The organism is Streptomyces sp. CBMA29 (assembly GCF_014596445.1).
GTDB lineage: Bacteria > Actinomycetota > Actinomycetes > Streptomycetales > Streptomycetaceae > Actinacidiphila.
Map to the genome: position 1 here is coordinate 79,606 of NZ_MECL01000074.1, position 19,821 is coordinate 99,426.

The window sequence follows — 19,821 nt, forward strand, 5'->3', positions numbered from 1 at the left end:
CGTATGACGCGCGGCGTGCGGATGCGGCCGTGGCCGTAGTCGTGGCCGGACACTTGTTTCACGCCGCGAATGAGGAATTATTCCGAATTTCATCGCCCGTGGACGGTAACAGCGTGCGGCAGCGGCTCAAACCCCGGAATAGGTATAGGGGGTGGCGGCCGCACTTTAGGGGGGTACCCCCGCGGCGGCAGGGGTCGTGGGGTCAATAACCCCGGTTGACTGGCCAGTTGAACGCTGATGGGATCGATTACCGGTCCACGTCCGTCCTGTCCGCAACCACGGATGACGGCGCGGAGGGCGACAATTCCGAGGCGATCGGGACGCGCGCTCCGCACTCCGCATTTCCGCCGAGGCGGTGGAAAGTCTGGCGTTTTCGTGCGACCTGTACCACCCCCCGGGTCGTGGGATTCCGAAGGAGCTCTGACGTACTGGTGGCGGACACAAATGCCGACCGGAATTCGCTGAACGGACACGGCGGCGACCCCGCCGGGCCGGGCGAACCCATCGCCGTCATCGGGGTCTCCTGCCGACTGCCGGGAGCGGACGGCCCGACGGCGTTCTGGGACCTGCTGCGCAGCGGCGCGGACGCGGTGACCGAACTCGCGGCCCCGCGCTGGCCCGTGGAAGGCGACGCGGACGTCGAATCGGACGTCGATCCGGACGTCGGTGCGGGCGATCCGGGCGGTCCCGGCGCGGCCGGTCCGCAGCGCGGCGGCTTCCTGGACGCCGAGCGGATCGAGGGCTTCGACGCGGAGTTCTTCGGAGTCACGCCCCGCGAGGCCGCCCAGATGGACCCGCAGCAGCGGCTCGCGCTCGAACTCGGCTGGGAGGCGCTGGAGGACGCGGGCCTCGCCGCCCTGCACCCCGCCTCCAGGCCCGGGAGCCCCGAGGCCGCCCCGGCGGAGCACCCGCGGAAGGCGGCTCGACAGCCCGTCGCCTACGGGGTGTTCCTCGGCGTCATCGCCGACGACTACGCGACCCTCAGCGCCCGGACGGGACCGGCCACCGCCCACACCCTCACCGGCCTGCACCGCAGCCTCGTCGCCAACCGTATCTCCTACGCGCTGGGCCTCAACGGCCCGAGCCTGACCGTCGACGCCGGGCAGTCCTCCTCGCTGGTCTCGGTCCACCTCGCCTGTGAGAGCCTGCGCTCCGGCGAGTCGGCGGTCGCCCTGGCCGGCGGCGTGAACCTCAACCTCGTCCCGGAGACCACCGAGCGGATCACCGCCTTCGGCGCTCTTTCTCCCGACGGCCGCTGCTACACCTTCGACGAGCGCGCCAACGGCTACGTCCGCGGCGAGGGCGGCGCGGTCCTGGTCCTCAAGCGGCTGAGCGACGCGGTCGCCGACGGCGACCCGATCCGCTGCGTGCTGCTCGGCAGCGCCGTCAACAACGACGGCGGCGGCCCCGGCCTCACCAGCCCGCACCAGGCGGCACAGGAGGACCTGCTGCGCAGCGCCTACCGTCGGGCCGGGGTCGCGCCGGACGAGGTGCAGTACGTCGAACTGCACGGCACCGGCACCCGCGTCGGCGACCCGGTCGAGGCCCGCGCGCTCGGTACGGTGCTCGGCGCCGGCCGCGACCCGCGAGCGCCGCTGGCCGTCGGCTCGGTCAAGACGAACGTCGGCCACCTGGAAGGCGCCGCAGGTGTGACCGGCCTGCTCAAGCTGATCCTCAGCGTCCAGCACCGGGCGCTGCCGCCGAGCCTCAACTACCGGCGCCCGAACCCGGAGATCGCGCTGGTGGACCTCCGCCTGCGGGTGCAGACCGGGGACGAGGCGACCGCCTGGCCCGACGAAGACCGGCCGCTGCTGGGCGGTGTCTCCTCCTTCGGTATGGGAGGCACCAACTGCCATGTGGTGGTGGGCGAATGGGCCGCGGCCTCGTCCTCCGTCCGCCCCGACGCGGCTCTCCCGGGCGCCGCCCGCACGACACGGTCACCGCTCGGTGAACTCGGCCTCGTGCCCTGGCCGGTGTCCGCGCGGTCCGCCGCCGCACTGCGAGGCCAGGCCGAACGCCTGCTCGCCGTCACCGAAGCCGCTGGTGCCGGGTCCTGGTCCGGGTCCGGGTCCGATGCCGATGCTCATGCCGACTCCGACTCCGACTCCGTCACCGTCGACGGCCCTTCGGGCCTGCGCCCGGTCGGCCGGGCCCTCGCCCTGTCCCGGGCGGCGTTCGAGCACCGCGGTGTCGTCCTCGCGGCCGGATTCACGGACGCCCGTAACACCGTCGGCATGCTCGCCACCGGTATGCCCGCGGCCGGTCTGGTGAGCGGAGCGGTGCGCGCCGGAGGCAGCCGGGTGGCCCTGGTGTTCCCGGGCCAGGGCTCGCAGTGGGCGGGCATGGCGATGGAACTGCTGGCCTCCTCAACGGTGTTCGCGGCCCGGATGGGGGAGTGCGACACGGCGCTGGCCCCGTATCTCGGCAGCTCGGTGGTCGAGGCGATCCGCGAGGGCGCCCTCGACGATGTGGTGGTCGTCCAGTCGGCGCTGTGGGCGGTGATGGTGTCGCTGGCCGAGGTGTGGCGCGCCGCCGGTGTCGAGCCCGGCGCCGTCATCGGGCACAGCCAGGGCGAGATCGCCGCCGCCTGCGTCGCGGGCGCGTTGTCCGTCGAGGACGGGGCGAAGACGGTCGCGCTGCGGGCGAAGGTGATCGGCGCGTCGCTGTCGGGCCGCGGCGGGATGCTCTCGGTGGGGCTGCCCGTCGGCGCGGTCCTCGAACGCCTCACCCGCTGGGGCGACCGGCTGTGTATCGGATCGGTCAACGGGCCCTCGTCCACCGTGGTGTCGGGCGAGCTGGACGCGCTCGCCGAACTGCGCGCCGCCTGCGACGCCGAGGGCATCCGCGCCCGGCGCGTCGGCATCGACTACGCGTCGCACTCCGTCCAGGTCGACGCGATCCGGGAGGAGGTGCTGGACGCCCTCGCCGGCATCACCCCGGTGGCGTCCGACGTGCTCTTCTACTCCACGGTCACCGGCGGCCGGCTCGACACCCGGGAGCTGGACGCCGCGTACTGGCTCGCCAACCTCCGCGGGCAGGTGCGGTTCGACGAGACCGTACGCGCGCTGCTGGCCGACGGGTTCGGCTACTTCGTGGAGGCCAGCGCGCACCCCGTGCTGGCGGTGGGCCTGGCCGAGACGTTCGAGGACGCCGGGTTCGACGCGGTGGCGCTCGGCACGCTGCGCAGGAACGAGGGCGGCCAGGAACGCTTCCTGACCTCGCTGGCCGAGGGCTGGGTACGTGGTCTGCCGGTCGACTGGCAGGCCGTCTTCGCGGACACGCCTCCGGCCCAAGTCGCGCTTCCCACCTACGCGTTCCAGCGCCGCCGCCACTGGGTGGACACCGCGACCGGCCGCCGTCGCCGACGCGCGGGAACCGCCGCCGCCGTACCGGCCCAGCGCAACGTCCGGGACGCCGAGCACGACGAGGACCAGGACTACGGCGCCGAACCGGCCCCCGCCGCCTCGTCGTTCGCCGCCCGGCTGGCCGCGCTGCGTCCGGCCGAGCGGGATTCGACGCTGCTGCGCTTCGTCCTGGCGCACGCGGCGGCGGTCGCGGGACAGCCGTCGCCGGACGCGCTCGACCCCGAACAGACCTTCAAGAACCTCGGGTTCGACTCGCACCTGTCGGTCCAGCTCCGCAACCGGATCGCCGAGCAGGCCGAAGTGGCGATGCCCGCCACCGTCCTCTTCGACCAGCCCACGCCGTCCGCGCTCGCCCGCCACCTGCGCGCCGCCCTGCTCGACGCGGGACCCGCGGCGAACGACGCGGCGGCGCCCCCCGTGGACCACCCGGACGCCGACGACTCGCCGATCGCCATCGTCGCCATGGCCTGCCGGCTCCCTGGCGGCGTCGACTCGCCCGAGGCACTGTGGGACGTCGTCGCGGACGGCCGGGACGTCATCGGCGACTTCCCCGACAACCGCGGCTGGGACATCGAGCGCCTCTACGACCCGCAGGCGCGGCGCGCGGCCACCAGCTACGTCCGGCACGGCGGATTCCTCGACGGCGCACCGGACTTCGACGCCGGGCTGTTCGGGATCTCGCCGCGCGAGGCCCTGGCCATGGACCCGCAGCAGCGGCTGCTGCTGGAGACCTCGTGGGAGGCGGTGGAGCGGGCCGGGATGGACCCGCTGTCCTTGCGCGGCACCCGCACCGGCGTCTTCTTCGGCGCGATGTTCCAGGAGTACGGGCCGCAGCTCCAGTACGGCGCGGACGGCGTCGAGGGCCACCGGCTCACCGGCACCCTCACCAGCGTCGCCTCGGGACGGCTGGCCTACGCCCTGGGTCTTGAGGGCCCGGCCGTCACCCTGGACACGGCCTGCTCGTCGTCCCTGGTCGCACTGCACTGGGCGGTACGGTCGCTGCGGTCGGGCGAGTGCACGATGGCGATCGCGGGCGGCGTCACGATCATGTCCACGCCCGGCATGTTCGTGGAGCTGAGCCGGCAGGGGGCGCTGTCCCCCGACGGCCGCTGCAAGGCGTTCTCCGCCGCCGCCGACGGCACCGGCTGGTCCGAGGGCGTCGGCGTCCTGGTGGTCGAGCGGCTCTCCGACGCACGCCGCAACGGCCACCAGGTGCTGGCCCTGGTCCGCGGCTCCGCCACCAATCAGGACGGCGCGAGCAACGGCCTGACCGCGCCGCACGGCCCCTCGCAGGAGCGGGTGATCCGTGACGCGCTCGCTGACGCGCGGGTCGCCGCCGCCGACGTGGACGTGGTCGAGGCGCACGGTACGGGCACGACGCTCGGCGACCCGATCGAGGCGCAGGCGCTGCTGGCCACCTACGGGCAGAGCCGCCCCGAGGACCGGCCGCTCCGGCTCGGCTCGGTGAAGTCCAACATCGGGCACACCCAGGCCGCGGCGGGCATCGCGGGCGTGATCAAGATCGTGCAGGCCCTGCGCCACGAGGAGCTGCCCCGCACTCTGCACGCCGACGTCCCCTCGCCGCACGTCGACTGGTCCGGCGCCGTCACGCTCCTGACCGAACCGGTGGCGTGGAAGCGCGGGGACCGGCCGCGGCGCGCGGGCGTCTCGTCGTTCGGCATCAGCGGCACGAACGCGCACGTGATCCTGGAGGAGGCCGAGCCGGAGGGCTCCGCAAACCCCCTGGCCGCGCCCGGCCCGTCCGAGGCCGCGTCCGGGGCCGCCTCCGAAGCCGAGCCCGTATCCGTATCCCTATCCGAGGGCGGGGCCGGGGACCTGCGGGCGCTCCCGATCCTCACCGGCGCCCCCGCACCGTGGCCGGTGTCGGGACAGTCGGCCGCTGCGCTGCGCGCCCAGGCCGCCCGTATCCGCGACTGGACGGGCGATGCCGGGGGAGACGGCCCCGCGAGCACGGGTGACGGCAGGGCCGCCACCGGCCGCGCCCTGGCCGCCACCCGCGCCGTACTCGAACACCGGGCCGTCGTGCTCGCCGCCGACCCCGACGGCACCCGTGACGCGCTGACCGCCGTCGCCGTCGGCGCGCCCACCCCCCACGCCGTCGTCGGCGCGGCCGACCTGCGCGGCCGGACCGCGTTCGTCTTCCCCGGCCAGGGCTCCCAGTGGCGCGGCATGGCCGCCGAACTCCTCGGCACCTCAACGGTGTTCGCCCGCCGCTTCACCGAGTGCGAGCGGGAGATGGCCGCCTACGTCGACTGGTCCGCCACCGATGTGCTGCGCGCCGCGCAGGACGCGCCGCCGCTCGACCGGATCGACGTACTCCAACCGGTGCTGTTCGCCGTCAACGTGTCCCTGGCCGCGATGTGGCGCGCCGCGGGCGTCGAGCCGGGCGCCGTCGTCGGCAGCAGCCAGGGCGAGATCGCCGCGGCCTGCGTCGCGGGCGCTCTCACCCTCGCCGACGCCGTCCGCATCGTCGTCCTGCGCAGCGCGCTCTTCGGCGAGGAACTCGTCGGCAACGGCGCCGTCGCCTCGGTCGCACTGAGCGCGGAGGCGCTGGAGGAGCGGCTGGCCGCGTGGGACGGCCGCCTCACCGCGGCCGGACGCAACGGACCCACCGCGCAGACCGTCGCCGGGGACGAGACCTCGCTCGCCGACTTCGTCGCCGCCTGCAAGGACGAGGGGATCAGGGCCCGCGTCATCGGCTCCACTGTCGCCTCGCACTGCGCCCAGGTCGACCCGCTGCGCGACCGCATCACGCGGATGTTCGCCGACGTCACGCCCGTCGCGGGCGGCGTCCCGTTCTACTCGACCGTCACCGGCGGCGCGCTCGACGGACACAGGCTCGACGCCGGCTACTGGTTCGAGAACGCCCGCAGGCCGGTCGATTTCGAGACCGCCGTCCACACACTCCTCGACGACGGCTTCCGGTTCTTCGTCGAGATCAGCGCCCACCCCGTACTCACCCCCGCCATGCAGGAGACGTTCGAGTACGCCGGGACCGACGCCCTCGCCCTCGGCACACTCCGCCGCGACGAAGGCGGCGCCGACCGTTTCCTCACCTCCGTCGCCGAAGGCTGGGTCCGCGGCCTGCCCGGCGTCGACTGGACCCGGCTGCTGCCCGCGACCGACGGACGCCGCGTCCACCTGCCCACCTACGCCTTCCAACGGACCCGGTACTGGCTGGAGTCGGCGGCAGGCGCGGGCGCGGGAACGGACGGCCTCGGCCTGTCCGCGACCGGGCACCCGATGCTGGGCGCGGCCGTACAACTCGCCGACTCCGAAACCCTGTTGCTCACCGGCCGGATCTCGCTGCGCACCCATCCGTGGCTGTCGGACCACGCCGCCCTCGGCACGGTGCTGCTGCCCGGCGCGGCCTTCGCCGAACTGGCTCTGCACGCGGCCGAGTTGACCGGATGCGCCCAGGTCGAGGAACTCACCCTGGAAGCACCGCTGATCCTGGCCGGCCAGGACGGCGTGCACCTCCAGCTCACCGTCGGCGCACCGGACGCGACCGGCCGCCGCGAACTGCGCATCCACTCCCGACCCGACCGCGCCGACGCGCACGACGCCAGAAGTCTCGACACCGGCCCCTGGGTCCGGCACGCCGCGGGCGTCCTCGCCTCCGAGGCGCCCGCCGCTCCCGAACCCCTCACCGCCTGGCCCCCGGCCGACGCCCGGCCGGTGCCCGTCGAGGAGTTCTACGCGGACCTGGACGCGACCGGTTACGGCTACGGCCCGGCCTTCCGCCGCGTCCGCGCCGCCTGGCGGTCGGATCAGCACCTCTACGCCGACGTCACCCTCGGCGACGAGCAGGCAGCCGACGCCGGATCGTACGGCGTCCATCCCGCCCTGCTGGACGCCGCGTTGCACATCTCCCTTGCCCATGTCGACGGCCTGCGGCTGCCGTTCGCCTGGCGCGGGCTCGCCCTGCACGCCGTCCACGCCTCGGCGGTCCGCGTTCGCGTCACTCCCCAAGGCCCGGACACCGTCGCCCTGACCCTCGCGGACGCCACCGGCGCGCCCGTCGCTTCCGTTGAGGCGCTCACCCTGCTGCCCGTCGGCGAGGCGCAGTTGAGTCCGGCGGGAGGCCCCGCGAACACCCCCGCGGACCAGGCACTCTTCCGGCTCGACTGGCAGTCGGTCGCGACAGCGGAGCCCGCGGCCGAGTGGCTGGCCCTTGGTGCCGACACGGGCGACGACGGTGTGCCCGACGTCGCGGAACTGCTCGCCCGGATCGACGCGGACACCATCGAGGCGCCGCGGACGGCACTGGTGCGGCTCGGCGGGTGGGGGCGTGAGGAGCCGCGCGGCGCGAAGGGCGGTCTGGGCGACGGGAGTTGGACGTCTGGTGAGGGGAAGGGTGAGCCGGGCCAGGAGGGCGGGCAGCCGGGAGACGCGATCCTCGGCGACGGGAGTGGGACGGCGGGCCACGAGGACGGGACACCGGCTCGTACGCCGGTCGACGCGGCACTGCCCGCTCGCGTCCACGCCGCGACCGCCGAGGCGCTGGGCCTGCTCAAGACCTGGCTCGGCGACGAGCGGCTGAGTACGTCGCGCCTGGTCGTGCTGACTCGCGGGGCGGTTGCCGCGGAACCCGGCGAGGACATCGCCGACCTGGCGACGGCACCCGTCTGGGGCCTGATCCGCAGCGCCCAGTCCGAGCACCCCGGCCGCCTCGTCCTGGTCGACACGGACGACACACCGGCGTCCCGGGACGCACTGGCCACGGCCGTCGCCACCGCCGTCGCGCGGGACGAGGCGCAGATCGCGTTGCGCGCGGGCGGGATACGGCTGCCCCGGCTGGTCCGCGCGACCCCCGGCGCCGCGTCCGAAGCCCCCGCCGCCCCGCAGCGCACCGAGGCCGACCCGCACGGCACGGTCCTGATCACCGGCGGGACCGGCGCCCTCGGCTCGCTGCTGGCCGGTCACCTGGTCGCCGAACACGGTGTCCGGCACCTCGTCCTGACCAGTCGGCGCGGTCCCGACACGGACGGCGCCGCCGACCTCAGGGCCCGGCTCCGCGCCGGCGGCGCGGAGACGGTCGAGATCACCGCTTGCGATGTGGCCGACCGGGCCTCTTTGGCAGCGGTGTTGGAGGCGGTTCCTTCCGACCGGCCGCTGACGGGCGTGGTGCACGCGGCCGGTGTGCTCGACGACGGACTTGTACTGTCCCTCACCGACGACCAGCTGTCGCGCGTGCTGACGCCGAAGGTGGACGCGGCGGTGCATCTGCACGAGCTGACCCGGCACTTGGACCTGTCGCTGTTCGTACTGTTCTCCTCCATCGCCGCGACCTTCGGCAACCCCGGCCAGGCCGACTACGCCGCTGCCAACGCCTTCCTGGACGCCCTCGCCACGCGCCGCCGCGCCGAGAGACTGCCCGCGCACTCCCTCGCCTGGGGCCTGTGGGCGGAAGTCGGCAGCATGCGCGCCCACTTGGACGACGGCGACCTCGCCTGGCTGCGCGCCTCCGGCGTCCGGCCGCTGGCCGCCGACCTCGGCCTGGCGCTGTTCGACGCGGCCACGGCCACCGACACGTCGTGCCTCGTCCCCGTCTCGCTCGACCTGACCGCCCTGCGCGCCGAGGCCGCCCGGGGCTCTCTGCGGCCTGCCTTCCGCAGCCTGGTCCGCGCACGGCGCACCGCTGTGGCCGCCGCACCGGCCGACAGCGCCAGCGACCTGCGGCACCGCCTCACCGGCCTCGACCCGCAGGAACAGGACCGGCTCCTGCTCGAACTGATCCGTGAACAGGCTGCCGCCGTCCTCGCGTTGCCGACACCGGACACGATTTCCGCGCGCCGCAGCTTCAAGGAGTTCGGCTTCGACTCGCTGACCGCCCTGCAACTGCGCAACGCCCTCGCCACGGCCACCGGCCTGCGGCTCCCCGCCACCCTCGTCTTCGACTACCCGACGCCCCAGGCACTCACCGGCTTCCTCCGCACCCTGGTGTTGGGCGCCGACCGGCCGGGCCAGGCGGCGGCAACGGCCCCGGCCGACGCGGCAGGCCAGGCGTCCGCTCCGGACAGTGACACCGACCCGGTGGTGATTGTGGGGATGGCGTGTCGGTATCCGGGTGGTGTGGGTTCGCCTGAGGAGTTGTGGTCTCTGGTTGCTTCGGGTGGGGATGCGGTGTCGGGGTTCCCGGTGGACCGGGGGTGGGATGTTGAGGGGTTGTTTGATCCGAATCCTGGTGTGGCGGGGCGGAGTTATGCGCGTGAGGGTGGGTTCCTTTATGGCGCGGGTGAGTTTGACGCGGGGTTTTTCGGGGTGTCTCCGCGTGAGGCGTTGTCGATGGATCCCCAGCAGCGGTTGTTGTTGGAGGCGTCGTGGGAGGTGTTGGAGCGGGCGGGTATTGATCCCGGTTCGCTGAGAGGCAGTTCGACGGGCGTCTTCACCGGCGTCATGCACCACGACTACGGCTCCACCGGCGAACGCCCCGAAGAACTGGAGGGTTACGCCGTCACCAGCACGCAGGGCAGCGTCGCCTCCGGCCGGGTGTCGTACACGTTCGGGTTCGAGGGTCCGGCGATGACGGTGGACACGGCGTGCTCGTCGTCGCTGGTCGCGATGCACCTGGCGGCGCAGGCGCTGCGGTCGGGGGAGTGCTCGCTCGCCCTGGCCGGCGGCGTCACCGTCATGGCGACCCCTTGGGTTTTCGTGGAGTTCAGCCGTCAGCGGGGCATGGCGCCTGACGGGCGCAGCAAGGCGTTCTCGGCGGCGGCGGACGGTGCCGGGTGGGGTGAGGGCGTCGGTGTCCTGCTCCTGGAGCGGCTGTCGGACGCGCGGCGCAACGGTCACCGGGTGCTGGCGGTGATGCGGGGCTCCGCGGTGAATCAGGACGGTGCGTCGAACGGGCTGACCGCACCGAACGGACCTTCCCAGGAGCGGGTGATCCGGGCCGCGCTGGACAGCGCCGGGCTGACGGCCGCAGATGTCGACGCGGTCGAGGCGCACGGGACCGGCACGGCACTGGGCGATCCGATTGAGGCGCAGGCGCTGCTCGCGACGTACGGGCAGGGGCGGGCCGGTGAACTGCCCTTGTGGCTGGGCTCGGTGAAGTCGAACATCGGTCACACGCAGGCCGCCGCCGGGGTCGCGGGCGTCATCAAAATGGTCCAGGCGATGCGCCACGAGGTGCTGCCCAAGAGCCTTTACGCGGATGAGCCGACGCCGCACGTCGACTGGTCGAGCGGCGCCGTCGAATTGCTGACCGACTCCCAGGACTGGTCCCCGGGCGACCGCCCGCGCCGGGCCGCCGTCTCGTCGTTCGGCATCAGCGGGACGAACGCGCACGTGATCCTGGAAGAGGCCGGGCCGTCGCGGGCTTCCGAGCCCGAACCCGAAGTCGCTCCGGAAGCAGGCCCGTTGGGTCTGCTGACGGTGGTGCCGTGGGTGGTGTCCGCGCGGTCGGCGGACGCGCTGCGCGGCCAGGCCGAACGCCTGGCGGCGTTCGTCGAGGCGGGCGGCGCGGAGAACTCCCCGGCGGACGTCGGCCTCTCCCTCGCGACATCCCGCACTGCCCTGGAGCACCGGAGCGTGGTGCTGGCCCCGGACATCGCCAGCGCGGTCGCAGGGCTCTGCGCCCTGGCCGACGACACCCCGGCCGCGCGCGTGGTATCGGGCGCGACGGTGCGGGACCCCGGTCGGGTGGTGTTGGTGTTCCCGGGTCAGGGGTCGCAGTGGGCGGGGATGGCCACGGAGTTGTTGGACTCCTCCGCGGTGTTCGGGGCGCGGTTGGCGGAGTGTGATGCGGCGCTGTTGCCGTACGTCGGTTCGTCGGTGGTGGAGGCGATCCGTAGCGGGGCTTTGGACGATGTGGTCGTGGTGCAGGGGGCGTTGTGGGCGGTGATGGTGTCCCTGGCCGGAGTGTGGCGTGCTGCGGGTGTGGAGCCGGGTGCGGTGATCGGTCACAGTCAGGGTGAGATCGCGGCGGCCTGTGTCGCGGGTGCGTTGTCGGTGGAGGATGCGGCGCGCGTGGTGGCGTTGCGGGCGAAGGCGATTCGTGGGTCGTTGTCCGGCAACGGTGGGATGGTGTCGGTCGCGCTTCCGGCTGAGGCGGTACGGGAGCGGATCGGGCGCTGGGACGGCCGGATCGGTGTGGCGTCGGTGAACGGGCCGTCGTCCACGGTGGTTTCGGGTGAACCCCAGGCGCTGGATGAGCTGCTGATGTCGTGTGAGGCCGAGGGCGTGCGGGCGCGTCGTATTGATGTGGATTACGCGTCGCACTCGGTGCAGGTCGATGCGATATGTGACGAGGTCGTCCAGGCTCTGTCCGGGATTACGCCGACCTCGTCCGAGGTTCCGTTCTATTCGACGGTGACCGGCGGCCGTATCGACACGAGCACGCTGGACGCTGCGTACTGGGTGACGAACCTCCGCCAGGAGGTCCGTTTCGACGAGACCGTCCGGGCCTTGCTGGCTGACGGCTTCGGGTACTTCGTGGAGTCGAGCCCGCACCCGGTCCTGGCGGTCGGTCTCGCCGAGACGTTTGAGGACGCGGGTTCCGACGCGGTCGCGCTCGGCACGCTCCGTCGCGACGAGGGCGGCCAGGAACGCTTCCTGACCTCGCTGGCCGAAGGCTGGGTACGCGGCCTCCCCGTCGACTGGCGGTCCGTGTTCGGCGGAACCCCGGCCCGCCCCGTGGACCTGCCCACGTACGCCTTCCAGCACGAGCGCTACTGGCTGACCGGTGAGGGCGGCCGTAGCGGCGATCCCAGCGGGCTCGGGCAGGAGGCCGTCGATCACCCGCTGTTGGGGGCGGTGGTGCGGTTGGCCGGTTCGGATCAGGTGGTGTTCACGGGTCGGTTGTCGTTGGCGTCGCATGCGTGGCTGGGTGATCACCGGGTGGAGGGGATCGTTCTGGTGCCGGGTGCCGCTCTGGCGGAATGGGCGTTGCGCGCGGCGGACGAGGTCGGGGCCGGGTGCGTAGAGGAGTTGACGCTTCAGGTGCCGTTGGTGGTGCCGGAGAGCGGCGGTGTGCAGGTGCAGGTCTCTGTCAGTGCGCCGGACGAGGACGGACGGCGCGAACTGGGCATCCACTCCCGCGCGGAGAGCGCCGCGCCGGACGACCGGCCCTGGACGCGTAACGCCGCCGGCACGCTGCTCGACGGCAGCCCTGAGACCCCGGACACGCTCACCGCGTGGCCGCCGCCGGGTGCCGAGCCGGTGCCGGTCGACGGCTTCTACGAGCGGGCAGCGGCGGCCGGTTACGGCTACGGCCCGGCCTTCCAGGGCCTGCGCGCCGCATGGCGGGACGGCGACGAGCTCTACGCGGAAGTGGCGTTGCCGGAGGCCGCGGTCAAGGACGCGGCCCGCTTCGGCATCCATCCCGCCCTGCTCGACGCCGCGATCCAGGCCGTCCTGCTGGAGCACCCTCACGGCTCGCCGGTCCGGCTGCCGTTCGCCTGGTCGGATGTCGTGCTCGGCGCGGTCGGCGCGACCTCCGTACGCGTACGGCTGCGGGCCTCAGGGCCGGACACGCTGTCCGTGACGGTGACCGACACCGCAGGCACCCTGGTCCTGTCGGTGACGTCCCTCGTGCTGCGCGCGGTGTCGGGCGACCAGCTCCGCGGCTCCGGATCGGACGCGGTCGACGGCCTGTTCCGGATGGACTGGGTCCGCGCGATGCCGACGGAGAGCAACGCGGTGACGGCCGACTGCACCTTCGTGGCGGGGGCGGCGGGCCTCGCCGCGCTCGCCACCGGGTCGGAGCCAGTTCCGCCGCTGGTCGGCGTGGTGCTGCCTCCGGTGTCGGTGGCGGTCTCCGGTGATGTGCCGGGTGCGGTGGCAGATGCGGTGACCGGTGTGTTGGGTCTGGTCCAGGAGTGGCTGGCCGAGGAGCGGTTTGCCGGGTCGCGGTTGGTGCTCGTCACCTGTGGGGCTGTGTCCACTCATAGCGGTGAGTCCGTTGCCGATCTGGTGCATGCCCCGGTGTGGGGTCTGGTGCGCAGCGCGCTTGCTGAGAATCCGGGGCGGCTGTTGCTGGTCGACACTGACCGAGACGTGGAGTCGGTGGCGGATCTCGGTGTGGTGCTCGGTGTGGCGGTGGCGTCGGGTGAGCCGCAGGTGGCGGTGCGTGGTGGTGAGGTGCTGGTGCCGAGGTTGGTGCGGGCGCCTGCTGGTGGAGGGGGTCTGGTGCCGCCTGCCGAGGGTGCGTGGCGGCTGGTCGCCTCCGAAGGGACGCTCGACGGGCTCGCCCTGGCCCCCCATCCCGCTGCCGACGCGCCGCTCGCGCCCGGCCAGATCCGCGTCGGAATCCGCGCGGCGGGTGTCAACTTCCGTGATGTCGTGGTGAGTCTGGGCATGGTCGGTACCGAGGAGTCGCTCGGCTGCGAGGGCGCGGGTGTCGTGGTCGAGGTCGGTCCTGGCGTCGCGGGTGTCGCGGTGGGTGACCGGGTGATGGGTCTGCTGCCGGAGTCGTTCGGTCCGTTGGCGGTGGTGGACGAGCGGTTGGTCGTCCGGGTGCCGGAGGGCTGGAGCTTCGAGCAGGCCGCCGCCGTCCCCGCGGTGTTCCTCACGGCGTGGATCGGTCTCGCCGACCTTGGCGAACTGAGCGCCGGGCAAAGGGTGTTGATCCACGCGGCGACCGGTGGTGTGGGGATGGCGGCCACGCAGTTGGCCCGGCACTGGGGTGCCGAGGTCTTCGGGACCGCCAGCGAGGGCAAGTGGGACACCCTCCGGGACATGGGCTTCGACGCGGAGCACATCGCCTCCTCCCGCACCCTGGCCTTCGAGGACGCCTTCATGACCGCCACGGGCGGCGACGGAGTCGACGTCGTACTGGACTGCCTCGCGCGGGAGTTCGTTGACGCGTCGCTGCGGCTGCTGCCGCGTGGCGGCCGGTTCCTGGAGATGGGCAAGACCGACCTCCGCGACCCGCAGGCCGTCGCGGCCGAACACCCCGGCGTGACCTACCGGGCCTACGACCTGGCGAAGGCGGATCCGCAGCGAGTCGGCGAGATCCTGCGGGAGTTGGCGGGGTTGTTCGCGGAGGGTGTGCTGGAGCCGTTGCCGGTGCGGGTGTGGGATGTGCGTCGTGCTGGTGAGGCGTTGCGGTTCATGTCGCAGGCGCGGCATGTCGGCAAGGTCGTGCTGCGTGTTCCGCGCCGGGTGGATGCCGGGAGTGCGGTGCTGGTCACGGGTGGTACGGGTTTGCTGGGCGGGTTGGTGGCCCGGCACATGGTGGCCTCGTACGGGGTCCGGGATCTGGTGCTGGCCAGTCGGCGAGGGGAAGGCGCTCCGGGTGTGGCCGGGTTGGTGGCGGAGTTGGAGGCTGCGGGTGCGCGGGTCGAGGTCGTGGGGTGTGATGTCGCGGTCCGGGACGAGGCGGCGGGGCTGCTCGCGCGGTTCGGCGGGGACCGGCCGTTGGGCGGGGTGGTGCACTGCGCGGGCGCGCTGGATGACGGTCTGGTGCCGGATCTGGACGCGGAACGTATTCGGGGTGTGCTGCGGGCGAAGGTGGATGCCGCGTGGCATCTGCACGAGCTGACGCGGGACCTGGACCTGTCGTTGTTCGTGCTGTTCTCGTCCCTTGCGGGCGTGGTGGGCACGGCCGGCCAGGCGAACTACGCGGCGGCGAACACGTTCCTGGACGCGCTGGCCGGTGTGCGCCGTACGAGTGGTGCGTCGGGTGTGTCGATGGCCTGGGGACACTGGGCCACCGACTCCGAGCTGACCGGTTCGCTTGATGAGGTGGACCGGGCACGCTTGGCCCGAAGTGGCGTGGTGCCGATGAGCGTCGAGCAGGGGATCGGCCTGTTCGACGCCGCGCTGGGCTGGGACGTACCGCTCGCCGTCACCGCCCGCCTCGCGCCCGAGACAGCGGACGACCAGACCGCGGGAGAAGCCTTCCGTGCTCTCGCGCGCGGCCTGACGAGCCGTGCTCCGCAACGCCGTACCGCCAAAGCCGCTGTCCCTGCGGCGCGTTCGGGCGGCGCGGACCTGGCCGCGCGTCTCGCCGCGCTCGGCGCCGCCGAACGCAGCGCCGTACTCGTCGACATGGTGCGCACCAACGTCGCCGCGGTGCTCGGCCACGGATCGTCGGCCGCCGTCGATCCGGCGCGCGCGTTCAAGGAGCTGGGCTTCGACTCGCTCACCGGCGTCGAGCTGCGCAACCGCCTCGGCACCGCCACCGGACAGCGGCTCGCGGCCACCGTGGTCTTCGACCACCCGACCCCCGACGCGCTCGCCGCCCATCTGCTCGGCACGCTGCTGCCCGACGAACAACCGCCGGGTACCGAAGAACTCCTCGCCGAACTGGCGGCGTTCGAGACCCAGCTCGCCACCGTCGCGGCCGAGGACGTGGACGCGGACCAGCGCGCCGCTGTCGGCCGCCGGTTGGAGAACCTGCTCGCTTTCTGGCGCGACTCCGGCACCGATACCGGCTCAGGCACACGCGAGACCGGTGCCGCCGACCGGCTGAAGTCGGCGTCCGCCGACGAGGTGCTGGATTTCATCAACAACGAGCTCGGGATCTCCTGAGCGGCCACGCCCGGCGCGGCGGCACGAGCGCCGGGCGGGCCACACGACGCAGGACATCCCGTAACGGCTCGGAGGAGGAACGCCTCGGATGGCGAACGACGACAAGCTGGTCGACTACCTGAAGCGCGTGGCGGCCGACCTGCACCAGACCCGGCAGGAGTTGCAGGAGGTCAAGGACCGGGAGAGCGAGCCGATCGCGATCGTCGGCATGGCCTGCCGGTTCCCTGGTCACGTCGGCACGCCCGAGGACTTCTGGCGACTGCTCGAGACCGGCGGCGACGCCATCGCCGGCTTCCCGGCCGACCGCGGCTGGGACACCGAGGCGCTGTACGACGCGGACCCCGACGCGCCCGGCAAGACGTACCTCCTCAAAGGCGGATTCCTCGACGGGGCAGGGGACTTCGACGCCGAACTGTTCGGCGTCTCGCCGCGCGAGGCCCTCGGCATGGACCCGCAGCAGCGGCTCGTCCTGGAGTCGTCGTGGGAGGCGCTGGAACGCGCCGGTATCGACCCCAGCTCGCTCAAGGGCACAAAGACCGGTGTGTTCGTCGGCGCGGCGGGGACCGGCTACCTCACCACCATGCAGCAGGTGCCGGAAGGCGTCGAGGGCTACACCGGCACCGGCTCCTTCATCAGTGTCATATCCGGCCGCGTCTCGTACTCCCTGGGCCTCGAAGGCCCCGCGCTGACCATCGACACCGCGTGCTCGTCGTCGCTGGTCGCCCTGCACCTGGCCGTGCAGTCCCTGCGCAACGGCGAGTCCACGCTCGCCCTCGTCGGCGGCGTGGCTGTGATGCCCACGCCGTGGGTCTTCGTCGACTTCAGCCGACAGCGCGGACTCGCGCCCGACGGCCGCTGCAAGGCGTTCGCCGCCGGAGCCGACGGCACCGCCTGGTCCGAAGGCGTCGGCATGCTGCTCGTCGAACGGCTCTCCGACGCACGACGCAACGGCCACAACGTGCTCGCGGTGGTGCGCGGTTCGGCCCTCAACCAGGACGGCGCGAGCAACGGCCTCACCGCTCCGAACGGCCCCTCCCAGCAGCGCGTCATCCGCGCGGCCCTCGCCAACGCCGGTCTGACCGGCGACGAGGTGGACGCGGTCGAGGCGCACGGTACGGGCACGACGCTCGGCGACCCGATCGAGGCGCAGGCGCTGCTCGCCACCTACGGCAGGGGCCGCACGGCGGGCCACCCTCTGTGGCTCGGGTCGGTCAAGTCGAACCTGGGCCACACCGCGCACACCGCCGGAATGGCCGGCGTCATCAAGATGGTGCTGGCCCTCCAGGAGGAGAAGCTGCCGCGCACCCTGCACATCGACGCGCCCACCTCGAACGTCGACTGGTCCGCGGGCGCGGTCCGTCTGCTGGAACAGCCGGTCGACTGGAAGCGCGGGGACCGCACCCGCCGGGCCGCCGTGTCCTCGTTCGGCATCAGCGGGACGAACGCCCACGTGATCCTGGAAGACGCACCTCAGGTCGAGGAACCCGCGGCCGTGGACGAAACACCGTCAACCCAGGGCCCGTTGGGCGAGCTGGCAGTGGTGCCGTGGGTGGTGTCCGGGCGGTCAGCCGCCGCGCTGCGAGGCCAGGCCGCGAGGCTCGCCGCCTTCGCGGCCGACTCCGCCGAGCTGCCCGCCCCGGTGTACATCGGGCGAGCACTTGCCGCCTCCCGCGCGGCACTTGAGCACCGGGCGGTGACCCTCGCCGACGACGTCAAGGCAATGGTGCCGGGGCTGGCGGCCCTGTCGGAGGGTGTGACGACCTCGGGTGTGGTGTCCGGTGTGGTGCGTCCGGGCGCGGGTCGGGTGGCGTTCGTCTTTCCGGGTCAGGGGTCGCAGTGGGCGGGGATGGCGACGGAGTTGTTGGACTCCTCTCCGGTGTTCGCGGGGCGTTTGGCTGAGTGTGATGCGGCGCTGTTGCCTTACGTCGGGTTGTCGGTGGTGGAGGCGATTCGCGAGGGTGCTTTGGATGATGTGGTGGTGGTGCAGGGGGCGTTGTGGGCCGTGATGGTGTCCCTGGCCGAGGTGTGGCGTGCTGCCGGTGTCGAGCCGGGTGCGGTGATCGGGCACAGCCAGGGTGAGATTGCCGCCGCGTGTGTGGCGGGTGCGTTGTCGGTGGAGGATGCGGCGCGCGTGGTGGCGTTGCGGGCGAAGGCGATTCGTGGGTCGTTGTCCGGCAACGGTGGGATGGTGTCGGTCGCGCTTCCGGCTGAGGCGGTGCGGGGGCGGATCGGGCGCTGGGACGGCCGGATCGGTGTGGCGTCGGTGAACGGGCCGTCGTCCACGGTGGTTTCGGGTGAACCCGGCTCGTTGGCTGAGCTGCTGGCGTCGTGTGAGGCCGAGGGCGTGCGGGCGCGTCGTATTGATGTGGATTACGCGTCGCACTCGGTGCAGGTCGATGCGATATGTGACGAGGTCGTCCAGGCTCTGTCCGGGATTACGCCGACCTCGTCCGAGGTTCCGTTCTATTCGACGGTGACCGGCGGCCGTATCGACACGAGCACGCTGGACGCTGCGTATTGGGTGACCAACCTCCGCCAGGAGGTCCGTTTTGACGAGACCGTCCGGGCCCTACTGGCAGACGGATTCGGGTACTTCATCGAATCGAGCCCGCACCCCGTCCTCGCTGTCGGTCTGGCGGAGACGTTCGAGGACGCCGGTTCCGACGCGGTCGCGCTCGGCACGCTCCGCCGTGAAGAAGGCGGCCAGGAACGCTTCCTGACGTCCCTCGCCGAGGGCTGGGTACGCGGCCTGCCCGTCGACTGGCGGTCCGTCTTCGCGGGAACCCCCGCGCACCTCGTGGACCTGCCCACGTACGCCTTCCAGCATCAGCGTTACTGGCTGGAGTCCGGCTCGCTCGGCAGCGCGGACGCCTCGTCGCTGGGGCTCGGGGCGGCCGACCATCCGCTATTGGGCGCGGCCGTACAACTCGCGGACGAGAACGCGCTGTTGCTGACCGGCCGGATTTCCCTGCGTACGCACGCGTGGCTGGCCGACCACGCCGTGAACGACACCGTGCTGCTGCCCGGCGCGGCCTTCGTGGAACTCGCCTTGCGCGCCGGTGAGGAAATCCGCGCCGGCCAGATCGATGAGCTGATCCTTGAGGCGCCGCTGGTGATCCCCGAGGCCAGTGCCGTTCAGCTCCAGGTGGCGGTGGGCGCCCCGGGCGCCGACGGACGCCGCGAGATCTCGATTCACTCGCGCGGCGAGGACGGCATCGCGGACGACGAACCGTGGACACGGCACGCCGTCGGCGTCCTCAGTACCGAACGGCCCGCTGAAAGCCCCGGGTTGACCGACTGGCCGCCTGCCGGTGCCCGGCCGGTCCCGGTCGAGGACTTCTATGCCCGGGTGGCGACGGCGGGTTACGGCTACGGTCCGACGTTCCAGGGCCTGCGCGCCGCGTGGCGGCACGGTGAGGACGTGTACGCCGAGGTCACGCTGCCCGACGCCGCCGCCAAGGACGCCGAACGCTTCGCCCTCCACCCCGCGCTGCTCGACGCGGTCCTGCACGCCGTTTCCCTGCTCGACGGCGGCACACCGGAGTCGGCGCCGCTGCGGCTGCCCTACGCGTGGGAAGGCGTGGCGCTGTCCGCAGTCGGCGCGAGTCGCCTGCGGCTACGGGTCCGCCCGCTGGACGGCGGTGCCGTCGCGCTGACGCTCGCCGACGCGGCAGGGGCCCCGCTCGCGGAGATACAGTCCGTCGCCCTGCGTGAGACCACCCCCGAACAGCTCCGGCAGGCCGACGGCGGCGCCGGCCGGGACGGCCTCTTCGCCCTGGACTGGACGCCGCTGCCCGTTTCCGCCGGGGCCGCCGTCCCCGCGCCGGGACCGGTCCTCACCCTGGGCGGCGGCCAGGACGTCACGGATGTCGCCGCGCTGCTGGCGCGCCTGGACGCGGGCACTCTGGAACCGCCCGCCCACGTGATCACCCGGCTGGACCCTGGGAACACCCGGTCG

At 72.9% G+C, this 19,821-nt stretch carries 1 protein-coding gene and 1 pseudogene; both read left to right on the forward strand.

All coding sequences use genetic code 11. The features are described 5' to 3' along the window. Positions 1 to 431 precede the first annotated feature (431 nt). Positions 432 to 15,863, forward strand: a complete 15,432-nt coding sequence (locus BGM09_RS38485; protein WP_317452655.1) for an SDR family NAD(P)-dependent oxidoreductase — start codon at positions 432 to 434, stop codon at positions 15,861 to 15,863. Between the two features lie 127 nt (positions 15,864 to 15,990). Then, a pseudogene (locus tag BGM09_RS39150) lies at positions 15,991 to 19,614 on the forward strand (type I polyketide synthase); the annotation flags it as partial. Positions 19,615 to 19,821: the final 207 nt, after the last annotated feature.